Source organism: Nonomuraea helvata (assembly GCF_039535785.1).
Lineage (GTDB): Bacteria > Actinomycetota > Actinomycetes > Streptosporangiales > Streptosporangiaceae > Nonomuraea > Nonomuraea helvata.
In genome coordinates this window covers 648,725-671,058 of record NZ_BAAAXV010000005.1, presented here as the reverse complement: position 1 = coordinate 671,058, position 22,334 = coordinate 648,725, and the positions used below count along the sequence as shown (strand labels likewise).

Annotated in this window: 18 protein-coding genes and 1 pseudogene; 3 read left to right on the top strand and 16 right to left on the bottom strand. The window is 71.2% G+C overall.

The features are described from left to right. Positions 1 to 39 precede the first annotated feature (39 nt). The 9 genes from ABD830_RS22420 to ABD830_RS22380 all read right to left on the bottom strand — a co-directional run bounded on the left by ABD830_RS22420 (position 40) and on the right by ABD830_RS22380 (position 12,163). Positions 40 to 1,023, bottom strand: coding sequence for a beta-ketoacyl synthase N-terminal-like domain-containing protein (locus ABD830_RS22420; protein ID WP_344990467.1), 984 nt, complete (start codon positions 1,021 to 1,023; stop codon positions 40 to 42). Further along, complete coding sequence (locus ABD830_RS22415; RefSeq protein WP_344990465.1) at positions 1,020 to 2,219, bottom strand: beta-ketoacyl-[acyl-carrier-protein] synthase family protein; 1,200 nt, start codon at positions 2,217 to 2,219, stop codon at positions 1,020 to 1,022. The genes ABD830_RS22420 and ABD830_RS22415 overlap by 4 nt, the downstream gene beginning before the upstream one ends. Continuing rightward, on the bottom strand, positions 2,206 to 3,273 hold the full coding sequence (locus ABD830_RS22410) for a beta-ketoacyl synthase N-terminal-like domain-containing protein (protein WP_344990463.1): 1,068 nt from the start codon (positions 3,271 to 3,273) through the stop codon (positions 2,206 to 2,208). Before ABD830_RS22410 ends, ABD830_RS22415 begins: the two co-directional genes overlap by 14 nt. Beyond that, a complete protein-coding gene (locus ABD830_RS22405; protein WP_344990461.1) occupies positions 3,270 to 4,406 on the bottom strand; it encodes a beta-ketoacyl synthase N-terminal-like domain-containing protein in 1,137 nt (378 codons plus the stop codon). The genes ABD830_RS22410 and ABD830_RS22405 overlap by 4 nt, the downstream gene beginning before the upstream one ends. Beyond that, the gene (locus tag ABD830_RS22400) at positions 4,403 to 5,890 is read right to left on the bottom strand and encodes a class I adenylate-forming enzyme family protein (protein WP_344990459.1); all 1,488 of its coding nucleotides are present in this window, start codon (positions 5,888 to 5,890) and stop codon (positions 4,403 to 4,405) included. The genes ABD830_RS22405 and ABD830_RS22400 overlap by 4 nt, the downstream gene beginning before the upstream one ends. Then, positions 5,890 to 7,914: an AMP-binding protein gene (locus ABD830_RS22395; RefSeq protein ID WP_344990457.1), complete on the bottom strand. Its 2,025-nt coding sequence runs from the start codon at positions 7,912 to 7,914 to the stop codon at positions 5,890 to 5,892. Before ABD830_RS22395 ends, ABD830_RS22400 begins: the two co-directional genes overlap by 1 nt. 215 nt (positions 7,915 to 8,129) lie before the next feature. Beyond that, a complete protein-coding gene (locus tag ABD830_RS22390; RefSeq protein WP_344990454.1) occupies positions 8,130 to 9,179 on the bottom strand; it encodes a zinc-binding dehydrogenase in 1,050 nt (349 codons plus the stop codon). Positions 9,180 to 9,188: 9 nt separating this feature from the next. Next, on the bottom strand, positions 9,189 to 11,180 hold the full coding sequence (locus tag ABD830_RS22385) for an aldehyde dehydrogenase family protein (protein WP_344990452.1): 1,992 nt from the start codon (positions 11,178 to 11,180) through the stop codon (positions 9,189 to 9,191). Then, positions 11,177 to 12,163, bottom strand: a complete 987-nt coding sequence (locus ABD830_RS22380) for a helix-turn-helix transcriptional regulator (protein WP_344990450.1) — start codon at positions 12,161 to 12,163, stop codon at positions 11,177 to 11,179. The genes ABD830_RS22385 and ABD830_RS22380 overlap by 4 nt, the downstream gene beginning before the upstream one ends. Before the next feature lie 762 nt (positions 12,164 to 12,925). On the opposite strand from ABD830_RS22380, the pseudogene ABD830_RS22375 reads away from it, so the two are divergent. After that, positions 12,926 to 13,370: pseudogene (locus ABD830_RS22375) on the top strand (transposase); the annotation flags it as partial. Positions 13,371 to 13,399: 29 nt separating this feature from the next. Here ABD830_RS22375 and ABD830_RS22370 read toward each other — a convergent pair. After that, entirely contained in the window at positions 13,400 to 13,612 is a 213-nt protein-coding gene (locus ABD830_RS22370) for a hypothetical protein (protein ID WP_344990446.1), read from the bottom strand. A 184-nt stretch (positions 13,613 to 13,796) separates the two neighbouring features. Then, entirely contained in the window at positions 13,797 to 14,369 is a 573-nt protein-coding gene (locus ABD830_RS22365; protein ID WP_344990444.1) for a GNAT family N-acetyltransferase, read from the bottom strand. 41 nt (positions 14,370 to 14,410) lie between these two features. Here ABD830_RS22365 and ABD830_RS22360 point away from each other — a divergent pair, with 41 nt between their 5' ends. Then, entirely contained in the window at positions 14,411 to 15,082 is a 672-nt protein-coding gene (locus ABD830_RS22360) for an LLM class flavin-dependent oxidoreductase (RefSeq protein WP_378520989.1), read from the top strand. Positions 15,083 to 15,262: 180 nt separating this feature from the next. On the opposite strand, the gene ABD830_RS22355 is transcribed toward ABD830_RS22360, so the two are convergent. Next, on the bottom strand, positions 15,263 to 16,645 hold the full coding sequence (locus ABD830_RS22355; RefSeq protein ID WP_344990440.1) for an FAD-dependent oxidoreductase: 1,383 nt from the start codon (positions 16,643 to 16,645) through the stop codon (positions 15,263 to 15,265). 96 nt (positions 16,646 to 16,741) lie between these two features. Next, positions 16,742 to 18,358 (bottom strand): hypothetical protein, encoded by a 1,617-nt coding sequence (locus ABD830_RS22350; RefSeq protein WP_344990438.1) that lies wholly within the window; start codon positions 18,356 to 18,358, stop codon positions 16,742 to 16,744. 265 nt (positions 18,359 to 18,623) lie between these two features. Here ABD830_RS22350 and ABD830_RS22345 point away from each other — a divergent pair, with 265 nt between their 5' ends. Beyond that, on the top strand, positions 18,624 to 20,102 hold the full coding sequence (locus tag ABD830_RS22345; protein ID WP_344987595.1) for an NF041680 family putative transposase: 1,479 nt from the start codon (positions 18,624 to 18,626) through the stop codon (positions 20,100 to 20,102). On the opposite strand, the gene ABD830_RS22340 is transcribed toward ABD830_RS22345, so the two are convergent. The 3 genes from ABD830_RS22340 to ABD830_RS22330 all read right to left on the bottom strand — a co-directional run bounded on the left by ABD830_RS22340 (position 20,070) and on the right by ABD830_RS22330 (position 22,258). Continuing rightward, on the bottom strand, positions 20,070 to 20,399 hold the full coding sequence (locus tag ABD830_RS22340) for an FHA domain-containing protein (RefSeq protein ID WP_344990436.1): 330 nt from the start codon (positions 20,397 to 20,399) through the stop codon (positions 20,070 to 20,072). The two genes, ABD830_RS22345 and ABD830_RS22340, sit on opposite strands and share 33 nt — an antisense overlap. A gap of 219 nt (positions 20,400 to 20,618) precedes the next feature. Beyond that, positions 20,619 to 21,344: a sulfotransferase-like domain-containing protein gene (locus tag ABD830_RS22335; protein WP_344990434.1), complete on the bottom strand. Its 726-nt coding sequence runs from the start codon at positions 21,342 to 21,344 to the stop codon at positions 20,619 to 20,621. After that, positions 21,341 to 22,258, bottom strand: coding sequence for an aldo/keto reductase (locus ABD830_RS22330; RefSeq protein ID WP_344990432.1), 918 nt, complete (start codon positions 22,256 to 22,258; stop codon positions 21,341 to 21,343). The genes ABD830_RS22335 and ABD830_RS22330 overlap by 4 nt, the downstream gene beginning before the upstream one ends. Positions 22,259 to 22,334: the final 76 nt, after the last annotated feature.

Here is a 22,334-nt window from a genome sequence, read left to right as displayed (position 1 = left end):
TTCGGTTGGGGGGTAAGTGTTCGGCCGACGGGCGTACCGTCACGGAACGCCCGCCGTGCCGGGGAGCACGTCGGCGATCGAGACGTGGCCGTGCGCGGACACGGCGAGCACCACGGCTCGCTCGGCCGTACCGGCCGCCATCCGGCCGACCACGCGGCGCAGCGGTGCGAGGGATCCGCTGCCCGGCGGCCGGGTGAGGATGGTGACGGCGCGGTCGCCCGCGCGTGCGGTCAGCCACCTGGCGACCGCCGCTCCCGCGGGCGAGTCGTCGAGCACGGCGTCGATGCGCGCGACCGGCCGGCCGTCGGCGAGGAGTTCCTTCCACAGCGGGTCGAGTACGTCGGAGGTCTCGGGCACCCCGCCCGCCGCGCCGACGAACGCGCCGCGCACGGAGCAGTGGCCGTACGCCCGTTCTCCGGCGACCGAAACACCTTCCTGTACGCACACGAGCACGGCGGCGCCGAGATCGTGCGCGGACCCACCGCCTTGGACGGGCGTGGGCCGGTCTTCGACGGCGCCCGCGAGCACAGCCGTGGCACGCCCGGCGGCCAGTGCGCGCGCCGCCGTCTGTACGGCCTCCAGTCCGGCGACCGCCGGGGAGTTGGTGGTCAGGACCAATGCCTGCAGCCCGTGTTCCGGGGCCAGCCGGCCGCCGAACATGCTCAGCGCCATGTACGGTACGCGGGCCGGGGACAGGTCCGCCGCCCCCGTGGCGATGACGGTACGGTCGAAGTCGTCCTGGAGCGCGGCTCCCGCGTTGTTGCCGCCGATCACGGCCGCCCGGTCCCGTGGTGAGAGGCCGGCGAACCACGTACCGGTGTCGTCGAGTGCCGAGCGGGCCGCAGCGAGCAAGTACCGGCAGGCCGGTGGCAGTTTCCGGTAGCCGCGGCCGGGGAGCAGCGCCTGGGTGTCGAACCAGTCGGGAAACGGTTCCGCGGGAGGTTCGAGGGCGCGGGCCGGCCGGAGGGCGCCGGGGGCGATCATCCCGAGGCCGAGGACGCGTACGCGGACCGGGGCGTTCATGCCGGGTCTCCCACACGGGAGAGCACGAACGAGGCGTTGACTCCGCCGGTCGCGCACGAGTTGACGAGCACGGCCGGCCGGTTCAGCGGTACGGGCCCGTCCTGCGGCAGCCACACGTCGCACTCCGGGTCCTGGTCCAGGGGCGCGTTGGCCGGGATCCTGGCCCGGGAGGCGATGAGCGCCGCGGTCAGGCACGCGAACATGCCCGCGGCCCCCGAGGTGTGGCCGATGAGCGCCTTGAGCGCGAACACCGGTGGACGGCCGGAGGAATCGCCGAAAACGCGGCGTAGTGCCCGGCTTTCCACCGCGTCGTTGACGGGGGTGCCGGTCGCGTGCGGCAGCACACAGCCCACCTGCTCCGGCCGGACTCCGGCGTCGGCGAGCGCGTTCCGCATGGCCCGGACCAGTTGCACCGCGTCGGGCTCCGGGGCGGTGGGGTGGTGGTAGGCGTCGCAGCTCCAGGCTGCGGCGCCGAGTTCTGCGTACGGCCGGGCTCCCCGCGATGCGGCGTGGGCGGCGGATTCGAGGACCGCGAACGCGGCGCCGTCGGCGAACACGGTGCCCGCCCGGTCGCGGGCGAACGGCCGGCAGCCGTACGGATCGGTCACCCGGATCCGGTCGAACCCGGCCATGCCGACCCGGGTGATGCCCTCCGCGCCGCCGACGAGCACCACGTCGGCCTCGCCGGCACGGATGACGTCCAGCGCGACGCCGAGCGCGTAGCCGCCCGCGGCGCAGGCGTTGCCCAAGCCGGCGGTGCCCGCCCGCGAGCCGACCGCCTCGGCGACGACCGCGGCGGTGACCGCGAGCGGGGTCCACGGCGGGGTGCCGCCCGCGCCGCGCTGCTCTTCCTGAACGCTCGCGTTGCCCATCTCGACGCCCATCACGACGGGGATGCGTACGGTGTCGCCGCGGCCGATGCCGGCGTCCGCGAGTGCTTCACGTGCGGCCGCGACCGCCATACGCGGGGCCGGTCCGAGCGGGATTCCGGCGTGGGTGCCGGGGTCGGCGGGGATCGCGGAAGGCGGTGTCAGGTACATGCGCCTGGCCCGCATGTGCATGTACGGCAGATCGACCTCGCGGGGCGCCGCTCCACCCGCAAGCAGACCGGCCCAGTGAGCCTCAGCGCCCGCGCCCAGGCAGGAGACGGCACCAAGCCCGGTCAGCACCGCACGACGCCGATCAGGCATCATCATGCCGATCACCTCCAGAGCCGTTCTCGTACGTGACGTCGTCAGCGGGCCGGGCGAGCAGGCCGTCAGCGGGCCGAGTGGGCACGTTCCCGGCAGGCCGGGTGAGCAGCACGGCGGCCACCGCGCTCGGATCGCCTTCCCCGTCGGGTTGGTCGCCGGTGCCGTCGTCGCCGGCGACCGCGAGCACGGCGTCGTGGCCGGGCCGGTCGAGCCAGGGGAGGGCGGCGGCGCACTGCAGGACACCGAGCGCGCCGGAGCAGCGGCCGAGCCGGGCGGTGAGATCGACGGTGATGGCCGCGTGGCCGGTACCCGGACCCGCGGGGAGATCGACCGCGTCGGCCGCGATACCGATACCCGGCCCCCCGGCGAGCCGCAGTCCGATGGGGCCCCGCCACGTGCGGGTCGCGCGGTGAACGGCCTCGGCGCGGTCGGCGGCTCTGCCGTAGGCGTGGATTTCGGCGCGAGGCCGGGCGCCGCGGGCGCGGGCCCGCGCGGGTGTCTCGAGGATGAGGCACACGGCGCCGTCCAGTCGCGCTGTGCCGCCGTGCAGCCTGGCGACCGGCGCGGTGTCCGGTTCGACGCCGACGACGACGGCGACTTCGGCGCGGCCCGCGGCGAGCAGGGCGGTGGCCCAGAAGATCGCGTCCAGGCCGCTGGTGGTGCCGCTGCACAGGGTGATATTGGGTCCGCGCAGGCCGTGGTCGAGGGCGATCCAGCTCGCGGTGACGTTGCTGGACATGTGCGGCACGCGCATGGGGCTGAGGCCGATGACGGTCTCCTTGCCGATGGTGTCGACGAACTCGCAGACGGTGTCGAGGTTCCCGAGGTTGCTGCTGACGATGACGGCGGTGCCCGACGCGGGCAGCGTGACGCCGCGCAGCGCCCGTCGTGCGGCACGGAGGGCGAGCCGGGACGCGCGGTCCTTGTGCCGCAGCCCGATTTCGGCGCGGGCGGCGTCGTCCTCGGGTGCGGCGGCGGTGCCGAGTCCGAGGAGGTCGTATTCGTCGGCGACGCCGGTGACGGCGAGCGCGCAGCCGGTGATCACGGCGCGTGTCATGCGGCCCCGCCGATGACGGCGACGGCGTTGATGCCGCCGAGGCCGATGGCGTTGATCTGCGCTGTGTCGAAGTGGCCACGGGCCGGGTGGTCGGCGACGAGGCGCAGGTCCCCAGCCTCGGGGGCGGGGTCGCTCAGCCCGGGTATCGGCGGCAGTTCCCCGGTCCGCATGGCGAGTACGGCGATGATCAGGCTCATCAGACCGGATCCCCCGCAGGTGTGGCCCAGGCCGGACTTCACCGAGGTGACCAGCGGGCCGGGCCGGACGCCCCGGAAGACGTCGCGCAGTACGCCGGCCTCCACCGCGTCGTTGTGGCGTGTGCCGCTGCCGTGCACCACGACCAGGTCGATGTCGGCGGCGTCGACTCCGGCACGGCGGTGGGCGTCGCGGACGGCGCCGGCGACGCCCGCGACGTCGGGTACGGTGGCATGCGCCGCGTCACAGTTCATCGCGACCCCGCGGACACAGGCGTGTGCGGGGCGGGGATGGGCGCCAGAGGCCCGTACGACGACCGCGGCGGCGCCCTCGCCCATGACCATGCCGCGACGGTGCCTCGCGAACGGCTGTATGGCCTGCGGCGGCGGGTTCTGCACGCGGTCGAGTCCCCCGAAGGAGCTCTCGGTGACGGCGTCGGTGCCCGCGACCACGACGGTGTCGGCGAGGCCGAGCGCGATCAGGTCGGTGGCCATGCCCAGGGCGTAGAGAGCGGCGGCGCACGCGCTGGCCACGGTGTGCGTCTCCGTGGTGCCGAACGCGTCGCGCATCACCTGGCCGAAGTGCATCTCGGCGGGGGTGAGCGAGTGCCCGTCGCGCCACCACAGCTCGGCGGAGCGCAGTTCGCGCAGTGTGGTTCCGACGATGACCGGCACGTCGGGGACAGTGGCGGGCAGCCCCGCGTCGGCGAGCGCCGCGGCGACGGCGGCACGCAGCCAGCGGGAGGCGCGCCCCGGTTCGTCCTGGCCGGGGACGGTCCGGTCATCGATCTCGTACGCGTGCTTGACCCGGAAGAGTGCGCTGTCGAAGGCCCGCAGCGGCGCGACACCGGTGCGTCCGTCGCACAGCGCCCGGTGCACCGCTTCGGGTTCGTCGCCGAGGCAGGTGACGACGCCCATGCCGACGATGTCCCCGCTCATCGCGGCTCCCGCGGGGCGCGCAACCGGTAACGGGCGAGCTTCCCGGTGGAGGTGGTGGGCAGCGCGGCGAGCACCTCGACGCGCGAAGGCCGCTTGTACGGCGGCAGGTTCTCCCGGATGGCACGTCTGAGGGAACGGCGGGCCTGATCGGGTGTGACGCCGTCGGCGGGAACGGCGTGAACCACGACCTGCTCCAGCCCCGTGTCGTCGCGCCCGCCGACGACGACCAGGTCGGCGATGCCGTCGGCGGTACGCAGTTCCGCCTCGATCTCGGCGGGCGCGACCTTGAAACCGCCGAGGTTGAGCAGGTCGTCGGCCCGGCAGACGTGGCGGAAGTCGCCGTCCTCGGTACGGTAGGCGATGTCGCCGGTGTAGACGCCGCCGTCGGCGAACGTGCGCGCGGAGTCCTCGGGCCGGTCGATGTAGCCGAGCGCGGCCGAGGCGGTCCGGATGTGCAGGCGGCCGTGCGAGCCGGTGGGCAGCGGGCGGCCGTCGTCGTCCCGTACGGTCGCGGTGACGCCGGGCACCGGGTTGCCGGTGGAGCCGTGCAGGATGTCCTGCGGGTCGGTCGCCAGGACGATGTGCAGCACCTCTGTCGCCCCCAGCCCGTTCACCACCGGGACGCCGAGCAACCGCGCCGCGCGGGCGGACAGCTCGGCGGGCAGATGCTCGCCCGCGGCGAGCGCGAGGCGGAGGGACGACGGGTCCAGCACCGTGCCGCGCGCGACGATGTCGAGCAGGGCCGCGTACAGCCTGGGCACCGCGCACAGCACGGTCGGCCGGTGCCGGTGGACGGCGGTGATCACGGTGTACGGATCGACGGGGCCCGCGAGCAGCACCGACCGGGCGCCGGCCGCCAGCGGGAACAGCACGGAGTTCCCGAAGCCGTAGCCGAAGGACAGTTTCGCGGTCGACAGCACCGTGTCGTCGGGTGTGAGGGCGAGGACACCGCCGAAGCCGTCGAGGACGGCGCGGAGCCCGGCCATGCTGTGGCGCACGCCGCGCGGTTGGCCGGTGCTGCCGGAGGTGTACTGGACCAGGACCTCCGCTTCCGGCACGAACGGGGCGGGCGGCCCGACGTCGGCGGCGCGAGTGGCGCGCGGTTCGTGCACGGGCAGCGGGCCGAGCGCCTCACGCAGGCTGTCGCGCCGCCCCTTGGGCAGCGCTATCCAGGCGTACTCGGCGGCGGAGTCGCGGGCGACAAAGGCGATCTCCGTATCGCGCAACATCGGGCTGAGGACGACGGGGACACAGCCATACCACCACAGGCCCAGCACCGCGACGACGGTGTCCGCGCTGTCGTCGCCGACGACCAGCGCACGGCAGCCGCGGCGTACTCCGGCGGCGGCGAGCGCTCCGGCGTGGTCGCAGGCAGCCTGGGTCAGTTCGGCGTAGGTCAGGGTACGTAGGTGGTCGGCGAGAGCGGTCCGGCCGCCCTGCCCGGCCGCGACGTGGCGCAGCAGCAGCATCTCGACGGGGTCCATCACGCGCCGCCCGTCGGTGCGGCGGCGACCAGGCCGCGGCGGGTCAGGAGATCGAGGACGTCGGCGAGCGCCTCGATCCCGGCGGCCTCCTCGGCCTCCAGCCGTACGGCGAAGGCGCGTTCGACGCGAGTGACGAGCTCGATCTTCTGCAGGGAGTCCATCTGCAGGTCGGTGTGGAAGCCGTCGGCCATGGAGACCTGCCCGGGCTCGGCGTCGAGTACGTCCTCGGCGAGGTGGCGCAGGGTCTCGACCACCTGCCCCCAGGGCCGTACGCGCCCTGCCGCGGCGGCGTGCGGCGCGGTGGCCAGATGAGCGGCCAGATCCCGGTACTTCTCGCGGAGCCGGCGCTTGAGCACCTTGCCGGTCGCACCGACCGGCAGGTCGTCGTCGGTGACCGCGATCTCCAGCGCGGCGAGGGGCGGCTGGCCGATCGCCACGAGCGCGGAGTTGGCCCGGCCAAGAAGCCCGGCGGCGGGGCTGGCGTCCGGGCCGGTGTCCAAGCCGCTGTCCGGGCCGGACTCCGGATCGTCGTCGCGCAGCCTGACCACTGCCACCGGAACGATCGCCCCGGCGCCATCCCCGGCCACCACCGCGCAGTCGGCGACCTCGGGCAGCGCGAGCAGCACCGTGTCCTCCATCAGGACGGAGTGGCCCGTCCCCCCCGCCGTGGGGATCGCGTCCACGATGCGGTCAACGTGGAAGTACTCGTTCCGGGCGGTGCGGCGTACCAGGTCGCCGGAGAGGAAGTACCCGGCGAGTCGGCTGCGGTGAGTGGTGTCGGAGTCGTTCCAGTAGCCGGTGGTGACCGAGTCGCCGCGTACGCCGAGCATGCCCACCTCATCGGGGCCGGCGTGGCTGCCGTCCTCGCGCAGGACCGCGACCTTCATCGCGGGCACCGGTCTGCCGAGGTGGCGCGGGGCGGACGGCATGTCGGCGGTGGTGGTACGGCGCAACGCGGCCCAGCCGAGTTCGGACGAGCCGAGGATGTCGTGGAACATCGAGCCGGGCACCCGCTCGCCCCCGACGACGCGGTGGCCGAGCCGCACCAGCCGCCGCATGTGGACCTCGTGCGCGGAGTCACCCACGTTCACCCAGTCGCGTACCGAGTGGAAATCCGCCGGATCGGCGTCGGACAGCGCCAGTTCGGCGAGGACGTGGTTGAACGCGAACACGGTCGTGGGACGGTACCGGGCGGCCGCCCGGGACAGGCCCGCCGCGCTGCGGTCGGCCAGCGCGACCATCGGCAGGCCGGCCAGCAACGCGAAGAACGTGACGGCGATGGCCGCTCCGTGCGACAGCGGCGCCGCGCACAACAGCAGCGAGTCGTCCGGCTCGGGCTGGGTGGACAGCCGGAAGGCGGGCCCCGCCGTGCCCTGCCCGTGCGTCCAGATGACGAGCTTCGGGTCGCCGGTGGTGCCGGAGGAGTGGCACAGGAAGATCGGGTCGGAGTCGCTGTGCCGGTACCGGGCCCGGTCCGGCAGGACGGCGCCGCTCAGGTCGCCGGCCTCAGATCGGGTGAACGCCCATCGCAGCGAAGGGAGCTCTTTCTCGCCCCCGCCGAGTCGCGCCAGGTGCGCGGCGTCGGTGTAGAGGCCCACTGCGCCGGCGCGCCGCATGAGCCCGAGCGCGACCTCGCCGGGAAGCCGACCGTTGACGACGACGGCGATCGCGCCGATCTGCGCGAGCGCGGCGAGGTGCGCGTGCTCCTCGAACGAGTCCTCCAGATACAGCGCGACCCGGTCGCGTGGCCGCACGCCCTGTGCGAGATACCAGGACGACCACGCGTCCGCGAGCGCGCACAGCGCGGCGATTCCGAACTCGGCGCGAGGCGTTCCGTCGACGCCGGGTATCGGCGGATCCGCCACGACCAACGTGGCATCCGGATCGCGGCTGTGCGTCAGCGCCGTCCGCCACAGGTTCCCGCCGCCGAGACCGGGGTCCTGGGCCACGGCGACGCGCTCCGCCCTGGGGAGCAGGGTACGGCGCGCGGATGCCACGGACAGATCGGTGAACGCGGACAGCATGGGACCACCGGCTTTCACGGGAGGGAACGCGCCGCCGCGCGCACCCTCTCTCCGGTGCCGCGGTCGTTGCGGAAACGAGTCAAGTTCACCTGCGATTTCGCTTCCGGGCAACCGATTGCGGGCCCCGCCCGGCGTGTCGAGCAACATCCACCAGATCTCGACCGAGCGCGGAGATTGTCCCGCGCAATTTCTGCCGCAGGGGAACCCGCGACTGGTCAGCCGCCGGGTGTGATCAACGGCTTGAGCGCCGTCCTGGCGTCCATCGCCTGGTAGGCGGCGGGGACCGACTCCAGCGAGAGGCTGGTGTCGAAGACGGGCGAGGGATCGAGGGTGCCGTCGAGCACATGAGGGAGGAGGTCGTCGATGTAGCGGCGGGTGGGGGCCAGGCCGCCGCGGAGGCTGATGTTGTGGAGGAAGAGCGTCATCGGATCGAGGGCGTCGGTGTTGCCGTGGGGGGCGCCGACCCATCCGATGGCGCCGCCGGGGCGGGTGACGCCCAGGGCGGTACGCATGGACTCGCGGGTGCCGACGGCTTCGATCGTCGCGTGCGTACCGTGGCCGTCGGTGAGTTCGCGGACGGCGGCGACGGCGGCCTCGCCGCGCCGGGTGACGACGGCGGTGGCGCCGAAGGAGCGGGCCAGGTCGAGGCGGGCGGGATGATGGCCGAGTGCGATGATCTGCTCGGCGCCGAGCATGCGGGCGGCGAGGACGGCGCACAGGCCGACGGCGCCGTCACCGATGACGGCGACGGCCGCGCCGGGGCGGACGTCGGCGGACACCGCGCCGTGGTAGCCGGTGCCCATGACGTCGGAGAGCGCGAGCAGGGCGTTGAGGAGCCGGTCGTCGGAGGCGGCGTGGGACGGGAGGCGGACCAGGGTGGCGTCCGCGTAGGGAACCCGCACGGCCTCGCCCTGGGCGCCGTCGGCGCCTACCGCCCCCCAGATGCCGCCGTTCACACATGAGGTGGGCAGGCCGTCGGCGCACGGGGCGCAGCGGCCGTCGGACCAGGCGAACGGGGCGAGGACGAGGTCGCCGGGGCGGATCGCGGTCACGTCGGGCCCGGTGTCGGTCACGGTGCCGAGGAACTCGTGGCCGAGGCGCTGGCCGGGCCGGCGCGGCGATTCGCCGCGGTAAGCCCACAGGTCGGTGCCGCACACGCAGGAGCGCAGGACCTGGACGACGGCGTCGCCGGGTTCGCTGAGGCGGGTGTCGGGGACGTTCTCGACGCGGACGTCGTAGGGACCGTGAATGATCGCGGCGCGCATGGTGGGTCCTTAGTCGGTGGTGGGCCGGTCGGCGGTCAGGGTGGTGAGGTCGAAGCGGGCGACGGGCCGGTCTCCGGCGCCGGTGACGACCGCGTGCCAGCGGACCTCGCCGCGCCCGGTGCCGGGGCGCGGGGTGATGCGGACGGCTGTCATGGTGACGGTGAGCGGGGTGCCGGGGCGGACGGGGGCGAGGAAGCGGAGGTTGTCAAGACCGAGGTTGGCGAGCACGGGCCCGGGTTCGGGCGGGACGAGCATCCCGGTCGCGAGCGCGGCGACCAGGTGGCCGTGGGCGATGATGCCGCGGAAGATCGGGTGATCGGCGGCGGCGGCCTCGTCGGTGTGCAGGTAGTAGTGGTCGCCGGTCAGTTCGGCGAAGGCGGCGATGTCCTCACGGGTCACGATGCGGGGCCCGGCCGTGGCGGTGTCGCCGAGGCGCAGGTCGCGCAGGTGCAGGCGGAGCGGGCTCGTACCGGGTGTGTTCGGCGGGCTTCCTGGCGTCCAGCGGTCGGTGGCGGCGGTCAGGTGGGCCGGGGTGCCGCCGACGGTGGTCGCGGTGAGGCGGGTACGCAGGCGGCCGGGGTGCTGCCCCTTGCCGGGCGCGAGTGCCGCGTCCGTGGCGGGTGAGGTCTCGGGGTCGATGAGGTGCAGGCGTTCGTGGGTCGGAGCCAGGGCGCGGGCGAGGTCGCGGGCCTGGCCGGGGTCCGCTGTGACGATCCAGCTTCGGAGGCCGCCGGCGCCGAGGGCCAGCGCGCGGGCGATCTCGCCGGCGTCGCGGTACGGGACGAGTGCCACGACGGGACCGAACGCCTCGACCCGGTGCAGGTCCTGGGCCTGTGCGTCGTCGGCGGCGAGGAGGACCGGCGGCAGGTATGCCCCGGGCCCGTACTCCTTCGCCGCGAACGCCACAGCCTCGGGCGTGCCGCACACCGTACGGGCCGCTCGGCGCAACCGTGCGAGCGCGGACAACAGGCGGCGCCGGTGCGCGGCGTCCACCAGCGGGCCCAGGGCCGGGTCTCCGCACTCCCGGTCCGTGAACCGGAGTTCGCCCAGGGCCGACGACGCGGCCTGGCTGACGGCGTCCATCAGGGTCTCGGGAACGAAGGCACGGCGTACCGCCCGGCGGGTCTGGCCGTTGTGCGCGGACATGCCGGCCACGAGACGTTCCACGTACAGGTCGAGCGCCCGGCCGTGGTCCGCCGCGTCCATGCCTAGGACGGCGCAGTCGAGAATCCCGGCGGTGAACTCCGCGCGGGGCGGCATCGGCCGCCGCGCGAGCAGGGTGCGCAACCGCCCGGCCGTGGCGGCGGTGCCGTTGAACCGGAGCTGGTCGTGCGGGCCGAGATGGCCGGTCAGGTCGGCGGGACCGGTCACCAGTTGCAGGCAGCCCGGCGGGACGGCGTCGCATTCGCTGACGCGCCGTACCAGGTGGGCCGTCAGCTCCGCGGTACGGCGCGACGGCCGGACGATGCTCGGCGCGCCGAGCACGAACGCGCCCGCGAAGCCGTCGAGCATCGTGCTCACGGGGTCGGCGAAGCCGCTGACGTGAACGGCGATTCCGGGCGGGGCGGCGGACAGGTGGGCCATGGGCGGCAGATGGGTGACGGGCTCGACGAGCAGGTTCCCGTCGCTGGTCGTCTCGCCCGCGAAGTGGCGGGTCACGGCGTCGGCGTGACCGAGCAATGCGTCCAGCCCCGCCCGGACGTCCTGTTCGGCATCGGCGGGCGAGCCGCCCAGGTGCCCGGCCAGAGCGACGAACTCCGCCTGGTACCGGGCCAGATGACGCGCCAGCAGCCTGGCGACCCGGGCGCGCTCCGCGAAGCCGAGGCCGCGCAGGGCGGGGATGCCGACCGTACGGGCGTGTGCCACGGCGGGGCCCGCGTCGACGCCGACCGCGGTGACCCGGTAGACCTCCTCCCCTGACACCGCGTGCCGCCGCGGTGTCCCGAGGTCCGTGGGCGTATGCCATCGGTCGCACAGGTAGTGCGGCACGAGCCTGGTCACAGCCGGTTCCCGGCAGACGAGGAGACCAGTACGGGCTCGGACGACGAGGCGTCGGGCCCGCCGGCCTGGGCGGTGCCCGCTGAGGTGAGCCCAGCGAGGGCCGCCGACCGGTAGACGGACGGTGTCACGGCGAAGGCCGCCTTGAAGGTCCGCTGGAAATGGCTGAGATCGCGGTAGCCGACCTGTACGCAGATGTCGGACAATGGCAGATCCGTTTTCAGCAGAAGCGTTTGGGCGCGCTGCATGCGCAGTTCGGTGACGAAGTCGATGAACCGGCGTCCGGTGTGCTTCTTGAAGGTTCGCGAGAAGTGGTACCTGCTCATGTGCGCGACGTGGGCCGCGGACTCGAGGGTCAGGTCGTTGTCGGCGAAGTTCTCGGTGATGTACGAAACGGCGGCCGCCACGTGCACGGCGGCGGCGTGGTCGTGGCGTTTCGGCGGGTGGGCGGTCGTGAGCGGGACGTCCTCCCGCAGCCGCGCGGCGAACCACAGCAGTTCGTCGACGAACGCCCGGGCACCGTCGCGCGGCTGTCCCAGGCCGGGCGGCGGCTGCTCATGAACCGGCAGGTGCAGGGCCTTCGGAATGGCCACCGCCCCCAGCGCGGCCAGCACGACGCGGAGGTGGTCCACCGCGTGGCTGCTCTGCCCGACGCCGACCGACACGATGCCGACCGGCTTCCGGCGCAGGGCGCCGCCCGCGAGCCGGTCCAGGGCGAGCTGGACCTCTACTGAGCAGGATTCGTTGCGGACACCGGCCAGGAGAACCAGCCCGTGGGCGCGGCGCGCCCAGGTCCTCAGCGTGTCATCGGCCGCCGCGCCACGGCGGGGCCGTCCGATCCAGAGCCAGCACGCGGGCCGCCCGGTCGCCTTGCCGATCACGTCGCGCAAGGCCGGGAGCACGGAGGCGAGTCCGGGTAATTCCGCGGGAACGTCACTGACGACGAGGACGGTGGGCGGGGCGCTGTGCGAAGACGGCAAAGTCATGTAGTGACCTCCGGAATTCGTGTTTTGCGCAACCTGGATCGCGCAGAACCTGAGCCTCAAGCTATTGGGACCTGATTCAGCTGGGCATAAGGCACACCGCCTTCCGATGCGGAACGCTCCATGACCCGTCCACTATCGACTTGACGTGTTCGCGGCTCATCCGTGTCAGGTCATGGTCGCGTCACGGTCGCCCCCGCCGGGTAAGGGACGTTGAGGGACAGTCAATACGGCAGGGGGTTTCCTCGGCGTTTGCGCCACCGGAAACGGTGATCCTTTCAGTGCAGCTTCCCGCCTTGGATTCTCCGGTGCCTCCCAGGTCGCGTTCTCCCGCGCCATCCGCACAACCAGTGCCTTGACCGGCTGGAGGGTGCAGGGTCGTCGGGCGCCTCCTGTCGGTGAAGGTCCACTTACGCCTCACGAGGTTGCGATGCCAGCGCATGATTGTCGCCGGGGCGTCCCGCGCAGTGCCGCACCATGCTCAGCAGCACCTCCCAGCGCGGCACATGCTCGGCCCCGCCGGCCCGCAGGTGGTCGCGCAGAGCGTTCAGCGTGCTCTGCGCGATCTCCGCTCACGGAGATCGCCCGTGGGTGGGATGTCATTCCATGTCCACGGCCATCGATGATGGCCTGCTCACGCCGCGCGTCGCGGCTTCGGAGTGTCCAAAAGGTACGCGGCGAGGCTCGTTCTCCAAAGTGACGTGCAGTTCGCTCGATTCCGAGCCCGGAAACGTCTGCCTGGCTGCTTCATTCCCGGCGACGGCTCTGGCCTGCGACACCTCGCTGTGGAGCGATGAGGTGTGGGTGGCCGTCTGCACGCCGCTCGGTGGAGAGCGCACGGCGCAGCGCGCTGGCCGGATGGGCCGAATACGGCCGACGCCCGCACCCAACGCTCATCGCCGACCGGCAGTTCTACGGCCGCGCGTTCGAGCGGGAATTGGCCGAGCGCGGGGTGAGGCTGCTGCGCCCTACCCACGCCGGCGAGGCCGAACGAGCCGGCGCGCACCTGTTCAAGCCGTTGCGCCAGACCATCGAGTCGATCAACCAGACCTTCAAGGGCCAGCTTGACCTCGAACGACACGGGGGACGCACCCCAGCCGGCGTCACCGTCCGGATCTTCGTCAAGGTCCTGGCCCTGGCCCCGGCCATTTGGCACAACGACTGCACCGGCCAACCGATCAAGAGGTCACTCACCCGCTGCGACCACTGATCCGCGCCAGACCCCTTGGACTCATCCATCTAGTCGGCGGAGCGCAAGAGCATTGCCTCCACCTCAGGACCGGCGTCGGCCGTGCAGACATACGTGGGTCTTCCGGTCGCCGGATCAACGTAGTAAAGAGTCGCACGCTTGCCGCATCTTGAGCACCAGGCGTCAGGGCCGCCACCGAGTTCGGCCAGGCCGACCTTGATCTCTGGGATAACAAAAGCCATGCGGGAATCGTAGATCGGCATGGTCAAGACTTCCGTGGTGACAGCGCGTCTTGCGGAATCCATGCCCGTAGATTGTTCGACACGGGAGGTGACGGGGCCGCCGGTATCGTGCCGCCGGTGGTGATGGGGCGGCGGCGTGATGATCAGTGATTCGGGACGTGGCCGATACCCGGATGCCGGGCGACGTCTCGCAAGGGACCAGGGCTCAGTGGGCGGGAACCGGGTCGGACGACGGCTGCCACTCGCGCCTGATCAGCCCGTATACCCACGAGTCGGAGACCTCGCCGTTGACGACGCAGTCTTCCCGCAACGTTCCCTCACGCACGAAGCCGAGCTTCTCCAGCACGCGGGCGGATGCCACGTTGCGCGTATCGGCCTCGGCCTGGACGCGATTCAGGTCCAGCGTGTCGAATGCCCACCGCAGCAAAGCGCGCGCGGCCTCGGTCGCGTAGCCGTGGCCCCACGCTGCATCGTCGAAGCAGTAGCCCAGCGACGCGCTGCGGTAGTCCGGATTCCACCTCGTCAGGCTGCACCAGCCGATGAACACCCCGTCGGAGACGCGATCCACGGCCAGTCGCGCCCCGGTGCCCTCCTGCGCCATCTGTTGACAAGCCGTGATGAACTGCGCGGCGCGCACGCGTTCGCTCCACGGTGGACTGTCCCAGTAGCGCAGCACGTAGGCGTTGCTGTGCAGCGCGAAGAGGGCGTTCGCATCCGCGTCGTCGAAGGCTCGCAGCCGAAGGCGAGCGGTGTGCAACGAGGGCGTGGGCAGCGACATACTCATGTTCCCTCCCGTGATTGGTGGCCGATCAATCAGACATCCGGTGCCGGTCACTCGCAACGGGATTTCTCGCCTCACCGACACCGCCGCGGGCGGTGGCGAACCTGGCCGCCGAAGCGGAGGAAGCCGGGTGGGACGGCTGCTTCGTGTGGGATCACCTGTCCTGGCGGGCGCCGGTCCAGCAGGTCGCCGACTCGTGGATCGCGCTGGCGGCGATCGCGGCCGCGACCGAGCGGCTGCGGCTCGGCCCGATGGTGTCGACGCTCGCCCGCCGGCGGCCGGCCAAAGTGGCGCGGGAGACCGCGACACTGGATCAGCTGAGCGACGGCCGTCTCACCCTCGGCGTCGGACTCGGAAGTGACCGGTTCGGCGGCGAGCTGTCCAAGACCGGTGAGCAGCTCGACGACCGGCAGCGGGGGCGGATGCTCGACGAGTCCTTGGCGATCCTGGCCGCCGCCTGGTCCGGCGAGCCGGTGCGCCATCGCGGCGAGACATACACCGTCGACGAGGTCGTCGGCACCCTCACGGAACTGCGACATGGCGAGATGGCCTCGTACGACATCGCCATCGGCCTGCCCTCCGACGTCGACCCACTGCCGTATGCCGCCGCCGGCGCGACCTGGTGGCTGACGGAGTTCGACCCGGGTGTACGGCTCGACACGGTGCGCGGCGTACTCCGCGACGGCCCAGCGAATCCGGGCGGCGATTGAGCCGTTCTACCACGACGCCGGACTGGGGCGCTCCAACGTGCGGCCGCTGACATCCGGACCGCTGATCGCGTGCGGCGTCGGCTGCGGTCGCACAGCGATGGCGGGCGCGCGCTCATCCGGCGCAGCGCGCGGCAGCTCCTGCGCGACATGGATGACGGCTGGAGCCTGCACTCCAGCGGCTTACAGTTGGTCGGCCAGCCGCCGGGCCGCGACCTGTACGATGTCCCACGCGGTGGCGAACGGCGGCGCGTAGGACAAGTCAGACCAGGCTAAGTCCTCAACGGTCGCGCCGTGCCACAACGCGGTGGCAACGGTGTCGATACGTTTGCCCGCGCCACGCCCGCCAACGATCTGCGCGCCCATCAGCCGATGATCCGACGGCGCTGCCAGCAACTTCACCGCGACCGGGTCGGCCTCGCTCATGTAGCCGCTGGCCGTGCGGCCTTCGGTGACCAGGGACGTCACCTCGATGCCGGCGACGGCTGCCTCACGCTCATTCAGACCGGTGCGGGCGATCTCCAAGTAGGTCGTGCCCTCAGCGAATCGGGTGATCGCAGTGCCCAGCACGCCGCCGAACCGCAGCGCGCCTGGTGTGACGAGGTTGGTGCCGACGATCCGGCCCTGTTTGTTGGCATGGGTGCCGAGCGGCATGTAGGTCCACGTGCCGGTGAGCCGATGCCGGGTCTCGCAGCAATCACCGGCGGCCCAGATCCCGTCGGCCAGGCTCCCGTCCGGCTCGGGTCGCAAACCGCCATTTGGGCCGCTCGGCAACTTGTCGAGGTCAAGGTAACCGGTGTTCGGTGTGATCCCCAGCGCCAGCACGACCAGGTCCGCCGGATGGTGCTCGCCTTCTGCGGTGTACACGCCACGCACTCGTCCGTCCGCCACGTCCAGCCGCACGACCGGTGAGCCGACCACGACCCGGACTCCCGCCTCGTGCATCCCCTTCTCGATGCGAGCGGACAGGTCGGGGTCCAAGGAACTCATCACCCGGGTCCGGGTGATCACGGTGACCTCGTGGCCACGCCTCCTGGCGGCCTCGGCCATCTCGACGCCGATGTAGCCGCCGCCGGCGACAACCACCCGGCCACTGCCCTTGGGCAGTTTCTCGAGCAGGTCCAACCAGACAGCGCCGTCGGTGAGCGTTTTGACCGGCGCGACGCCGGCATACCGTTGCCCTGTGCCGGGGTGGACGGCCCAGTCCGGCACCACGGCCGACGCACCGGTCGCGATCACCAGCTCGTCGTAGCCCAACACCTGCTCACCGTCGGCATCCTGGTAGGTGACGGTGCGTGCCTGTCGGTCGATCCCGGTCGCGGTGGCGCCGAGCCGCAGGTCGATCCCGGCTGCCCGGTGCTCCTCGGCGGTGCGGGCCACCAGGGCGTTGCCACTGGACACGTCTCCGGCGACCCAGTAGGGGATGCCACAGGCGGAGTACGACGTATCGCCGGTCGCCTCCAGCGCGGTCACAGCCAGCTTGGTCCCGGCCGCCCGGATCGCCTGGTGCGCCGCACTCATCCCTGCTGCATCGGCTCCAATGACCAGCAGACGGGTGGCGCTCACCGGGTCACGTCAATCGAGGCCATGGCTTGGAGCCTATCCAGCTCCGGACGGAGGTGGAGGCCTCGAGAGAAGCAGTGAGCTGACCTGCGGCGATGTCTACCGGGGGGCCTGTGCCGTTGTCCGTGGCGATCGGATTGCCGACCTGGAGATCAGCCTGGTGTGCTGTTCGCGCTCGCTGGCGAGTCGTGGAGCCCACACAGGTTCTCCACCCGAAGCGGACGCGGGCTCCTCGCGGTAGAAGATGTCGATGTCGACCTCTTCCCCGCCCATGACCACTGTGTCCCACGCGTCGCTGATGACCAGGATGCGAAGAGTCTCAGCCGACAGCCGGCCGAGGTGGGCCCGCAGGGCGGCGTCGTCAGGCAGGCCGGAGACGCGCTGTGACAGACGGCCCCGGACGATCCCGAGCCGGTTCATCAGTGTGTCGATGTCCGCCGCGACCTGCGCGTCGGACCTCGGAGCGGCCTGCGCGTCGGCGCAGCCTCTGGCGATGTTGTCCTTGATGGCACGGGTGACGCCATCCTCGTCGGTAGTGACCATCGCCTGCCAGGCACGGCTCTTGTGCCGGTACTGGAGCATCGCCATGGCTGCCTCGTGGCGGATGAAGTCCGCGTCGCGGAAGGCCCGCCCGCGCCAGGCCTGGCTGAGCGACCGGGCCAGAGAGATGGCCGAGGCCAGCCCGCTGTTGAGCCCGCGCCCCGGCCAGAAATGGATGGCGTTGGCGGCGTCGCCGAGCAGGAAGCCGTAGGTGCCCGGAGTGGCGGACGTAGGGGGGTGCAGGTGCGCGGTGAAGCGCGGCCGCTGCACCATGTCGAGCCGGAAGGCGGTGACGGCGCTGAGGTTGTGCTCGGCCACGCCGAACATCGCCAGCCCTTCCTGCACCCGCCGCCACAGGGCGGACCCTTTGATCAGGGCGGGCAGGAACAAGGTGCCGTGAGTGGAGCAGTGGAAGTCGCCGTCGTCGGTGCGGCCCATCATGCACGGGTTGGCGGCGACACACTCCTCGAACACGCGACGGACGGGATCGATGCCGATGACCTCCTCGGCCTCCTCGTCGGTGAGTCGCATGTTGAGGAAACCCTCGCCGCCCAGGGCGTTGAGCAGGTAGCGGTTCTGGGCCACGGTCAGCAGGACCGACATGGCGTCAGGCAGGTCGGACTTGACGCGTAAGCCCAGCACGACATCCTGCAGGTGCTTGCCGTTCAGGGAGTAGATCGAGCTGTCGGCGGTGCCGAACTTGCCGGTGAAATGCTCCCGCGTGCGAGAACGGCCACCCTCGCAGATGGCGAGCACATGATCCTGCTTCGCGGTGTCGCCATGCTCGTCGGGATCGAAGCGGGTGGGGACGAGCCGGATGCGGTCGGACTTCTCGCCGGCCATCTCCAGGAGCGTGTCCTCGATGTAGGCGATGCGGAGGTTGCGCGGGGCTTGTCCTCGGATGGAGTCGGGGCCGGGCGGCCACATCTCGGAGTACGCCCCGGGCTTGAACAGCCGAGTCTGCACCGGGTGGGGGAGGTTGAGGTACTGGCGGCTCTGCACCGTGACGACCTGCTGGCGCCGTACATTTCCCTGATCTTGCCCCTTCCACGCGACCTGAGCACCGTTCTGGGTCCAGCGGCCGTCGTAAACAGTGACGACGACCCGTGATCCCATGAGGTGCTCCAGGAGGAGCGCGAAGCTCAGCCCGACGGGCCCACCGCCGGAGACGGTCACCCGGAGTACCGGCCCCGGATCGACCGATGGGGCGGGTCCGCTCGCACGCGGCAGCGGGAATGCGCCGTAGACTGTCGCGACGTCGTCTGAGCTTGTCTTTTAACCTCTGGCCTGGACGTTTGTGGCGATCGGGTCTGAGAGTCATCTATCCGGCATAGCGGATTGTGTCCTCTGCGATACGGCGTGTCGCCGTGACCCAGGCCAGCCACCGTCTCCACCTTCAAGGTGTCAACCCAAAGAAGAGGAGGCGGTGGCTGTGTCCTCCATGCTGGCATCCGCGGTGGCGGCTGTCCTGGAATCGGGCCAGGAGGGTGAGCGGGCCGAAGCGATGGCGGAGTTGTCGGAGTTCCGCCAGGAGATATATGGCTGCCTGACGGCGCGCGCGGATGAGCTGTTCGAGCTGGCCGAGGCGGTGTTATGCGCCGACGGGCCGGTACGCAGCCTGGTCGGACTGGCGCTGGCCCCCGAACACCGGCGCGGTCACGGCGCCTTGTATGACGCGATCAACCACGGCCGGATCGAGATCGGCCGGCTCCGCAGAGCCCTGGCTACGGTGCCGCTGCCGCGCGCGGCGGGCGGGCGGATCGTCCTGGCCGCCGATGTGACTGCGTGGCTGCGGCCAGACGCGCCGACCAGCCCCGAACGGCTGTTCTGCCACACCTACGGCCGCCGCAAGGACGAGCATCAGATGATCCCCGGCTGGCCATACTCGATGATCGCCGCACTGGAGACCGGCCGGACCTCCTGGACTGCGGTGCTCGACGCAGTGCGGCTCGGCCCCGACGACGATGAGGCCGCCGTCACCGCAACCCAGCTTCGCGACCTGGTCGCCCGCCTGATCCAGGCCGGGCAGTGGCGTCAGGGCGACCCGGACATCCTGCTGGTGGTCGACGCCGGATACGACACCGCCCGACTGGCCTTCCTCCTGGACGGCCTGCCGGTGGAGGTGCTGGGCCGGTTGCGCTCGGACCGGGTGCTGCTGCGTCCCGCCCCATCGCGTGAGGAATTCCTGCTGGCCAGCCCCGGTGGCGGACGTCCGCCCAAACATGGAGGCGAGTTCCGGATGAAGGACGAGACCAGCTGGGGCGAGCCGGCCCACCTCACGAGCACCGCCACCAGCCGGTACGGCACGGCGGTCGCCTCCTGCTGGGACCGGCTACACCCTCGGCTGGGCCGCCGCAGCGCCTGGATCGATCATGTCGGCGAGCTCCCGGTCATCGAGGGCACCCTCATCCATCTGCGGGTCGAGCACCTGTCCGGCGAACGTGATCCCAAGCCGGTGTGGCTGTGGACATCGGCCATCGGCATCACCGCCGCGCATCTGGATCGGCTCTGGCAGGCGTTCCTGCGCAGGTTCGATCTTGAGCACACGTTCAGAATGTGGAAGCAGACCCTGGGCTGGACCGTCCCCAAGATCCGCGACCCCTACGCCGCTGACCGCTGGACCTGGCTGATCATTATCGCCTACACCCAGCTTCGTCTCGCTCGCCTCCTCGCCGAAGACCTTCGCCGCCCGTGGGAGAGGCCGCTGCCGCCCGAGCGGCTCACCCCCGCTCGCGTCCGCCGGGGGTTTCGCCACCTCCGCACGAGCCTGCCCCAGCCCGCCGGTGCGCCCAAACCCACGAGCGCTGGTCCCGGACGCCCCAAGGGATCAAGGAACCGCGTCCCCGCCCGTCATCACGAGGTGGGAAAGACCGCCAAACGCGCGGCATCACTCACCGAGCACCGCGAGCAGGCAGGTTAAACGACAAGCTGAGGGCAGGAAGCGGAACTGCTCGTCGCCGATCGTGATCAGGTCGCCCGGTTGGAGCACCTGTGAGGTGACGCGCCTGCCGTTGACCAGCGTTCCGTTTCGGCTTCCCAGGTCGTGCAGGATGTAACGCCCTGCCTCGTGGCGTATCTCGGCGTGGCGGCGCGAAGCTCGTTCGCTGGAGAGCACCACGCTGCAGTCTTGCCTGCGGCCGAAGGTGGTCGGCGTGTCACCGAGCGGGAAGTGGCGGTCGGTGAGGGGGCCGTCGTGCCCGACGATGGCAGGGGGCATGATGCCTTCCTTATCGTGACAGGAGATCTAGTCATCGATGAGTCCAACTCCATCATGTGCGACCAGAAGCAGCCACGTAAGTGAGAAGTACGCACATCGGCAGCTGGGACTTCTCTGTTCCGCGCCACTCAACGTGAGTATGAAGCTTGGGTTGATGGTCAGCGGGCGTGAGGACAACCTTGACGACCGCCCCAGAACCTTGACGAACCGGCATTGCCACTAGCCGGCGAGGCGGTGGCGGGCGAGCGCGTCGTAGAACGGTTGGTGGTACTCGGCGACGCGGCGCAGGTGCGCGTTCGTGTCGGGCGTCTCACGCCGCTTGGACGTCTTGGCCTCCAGCCCGCTGCTCTCGGCCACCTCCGCATGCCACCGATCCGTACGCTGCCAGTTCGCGCGCTGCCCGGGATCCCAGCGCAACGCCTCGGACTTGAACTCGAGCCCGACCCGCTCACAGTAGGTCCGGACCGTCGCCTCCGGATCGGACACGAGATCGTCACCGTCGATCACCAGCGGGACCTCGCCGATGGCCGACCGCACGGCATCGAAAATGACGTGCAGGTACTCGAATCCGTACTCGTCCAGGGTGGCGTCGGGGTTCATGGCGTAGTGCGATGAGATCGCCCCCCGCGGCTCCCGGATCATGAAGGTGTTGACGACCTCGCTGTACAGGCGTCCGTCCTCGAGCAGCGGCGTGTACGTGTAGTCGGAGGTCTCCTTGACGAACACCCGGCGCTCGTTGGCATTGACCTCGAGGATCACGTCGAGCAGCTCGATCGCCGACGTGACCCGCCGGCCCGCCACCTCGAAGTGCCCGTCCACCTGCAGGTACGAGAACGGCTCGTGGAGCACCTCGAGATCGCCGCGCTCGAGCATGATGCGCAGGAACGCCGTGGACCGCGACCGAGGAACCGCCCACAGCACGATGGGCTTCGGCGCGGTACTCATTGCGACCACGCAGTGGGTCGGCGGTCCCAGCGATGCTCGCGCAACCGCGCCATCAGTTCGTCGCTCAGTGGTTCGCCGTCGCTGGCGGCGATGTTGGCGTGCACGTGCGTGTGCTTGCGCATGCCGGGGATGACGGTGGCGACGTCGGGGTTGGCGAGGATGAAGCGGAGGGCGAGTTCGGGCATGGTCATGCTCTCGGGCGCGATCCGCGCCAGCCGTTCGGCGCGCTCCACACTCGGGATGAGGTTCTCGGGCACGAAGTACGTGTTGCGCCAGTCACCTTCGGGCCAGCGGGTGTCCCGGGTGAGAGTGCCGGTGAGTGTGCCTTCGTCGAAGGACACCCGAGCGATCACCGCGACGTCCAGCTCACGGCAGGCCGGGAACAGTTCGTCTTCGGGGGCCTGGTCGAAGATGTTGTAGATGACCTGCACCGTGTCGATCAGCCCGGTGCTCAGCGTCTGAAGGACGTTCCAGGGTTCCCATCGGTTGACGCTGATCCCGACACCTTTGATCAGCCCGCGTTCCTTCATCTCGGTGACGGCGTCCTGCCAGGACGCGTCGTGTGCCCAGGCGTCCTCCCAGACGTGGAACTGGAACAGGTCGACGGATGGCATGGCCAGCCCTTCGAGGCTGCGGTGCAGGTATTCCAAGAGATGATCCGGTGGGTACACCTCGGCCAGTTTGGAGTCGCGGGTGGATGGCCAGGTTCGATCCTTCGGCGGGGGCTTGGTCGCGAGGTAGAGGCGGCGGTCCGGGTGCCGCTTGACCAACTGCCCGAGCATCCTTTCGCTGTGTCCCCGCCCGTAGATCCAGGCACCCCGACCTGGTGGTCGACGGCTCCGGTTCGCTCGACGACGTGACGGATGAGCTGTGCGCCCTGCTGGACGCCGTACCGAGCGAGCCCTGACGTACACGCGGGCGCTATGTCGTAGATCGTGCAGCCGGATGGGCGGCTGTCCGGAGGCGGTCACCAGCCGTCGGAACCGGCCG

Bases quoted from the DNA above. Each gene is read 5' to 3' on its own strand.
- ABD830_RS22335 (WP_344990434.1), bottom strand. From the start codon at position 21,344: ATGAGTACCGCGCCGAAGCCCATCGTGCTGTGGGCGGTTCCTCGGTCG.
- ABD830_RS22400 (WP_344990459.1), bottom strand. From the start codon at position 5,890: ATGGACCCCGTCGAGATGCTGCTGCTGCGCCACGTCGCGGCCGGGCAG.
- ABD830_RS22415 (WP_344990465.1), bottom strand. From the start codon at position 2,219: ATGATGATGCCTGATCGGCGTCGTGCGGTGCTGACCGGGCTTGGTGCC.
- ABD830_RS22395 (WP_344990457.1), bottom strand. From the start codon at position 7,914: ATGCTGTCCGCGTTCACCGATCTGTCCGTGGCATCCGCGCGCCGTACC.
- ABD830_RS22420 (WP_344990467.1), bottom strand. From the start codon at position 1,023: ATGAACGCCCCGGTCCGCGTACGCGTCCTCGGCCTCGGGATGATCGCC.
- ABD830_RS22380 (WP_344990450.1), bottom strand. From the start codon at position 12,163: ATGACTTTGCCGTCTTCGCACAGCGCCCCGCCCACCGTCCTCGTCGTC.
- ABD830_RS22410 (WP_344990463.1), bottom strand. From the start codon at position 3,273: ATGACACGCGCCGTGATCACCGGCTGCGCGCTCGCCGTCACCGGCGTC.
- ABD830_RS22405 (WP_344990461.1), bottom strand. From the start codon at position 4,406: ATGAGCGGGGACATCGTCGGCATGGGCGTCGTCACCTGCCTCGGCGAC.
- ABD830_RS22390 (WP_344990454.1), bottom strand. From the start codon at position 9,179: ATGCGCGCCGCGATCATTCACGGTCCCTACGACGTCCGCGTCGAGAAC.
- ABD830_RS22370 (WP_344990446.1), bottom strand. From the start codon at position 13,612: ATGCCGATCTACGATTCCCGCATGGCTTTTGTTATCCCAGAGATCAAG.
- ABD830_RS22365 (WP_344990444.1), bottom strand. From the start codon at position 14,369: ATGTCGCTGCCCACGCCCTCGTTGCACACCGCTCGCCTTCGGCTGCGA.
- ABD830_RS22340 (WP_344990436.1), bottom strand. From the start codon at position 20,399: ATGCCCCCTGCCATCGTCGGGCACGACGGCCCCCTCACCGACCGCCAC.
- ABD830_RS22345 (WP_344987595.1), top strand. From the start codon at position 18,624: ATGCTGGCATCCGCGGTGGCGGCTGTCCTGGAATCGGGCCAGGAGGGT.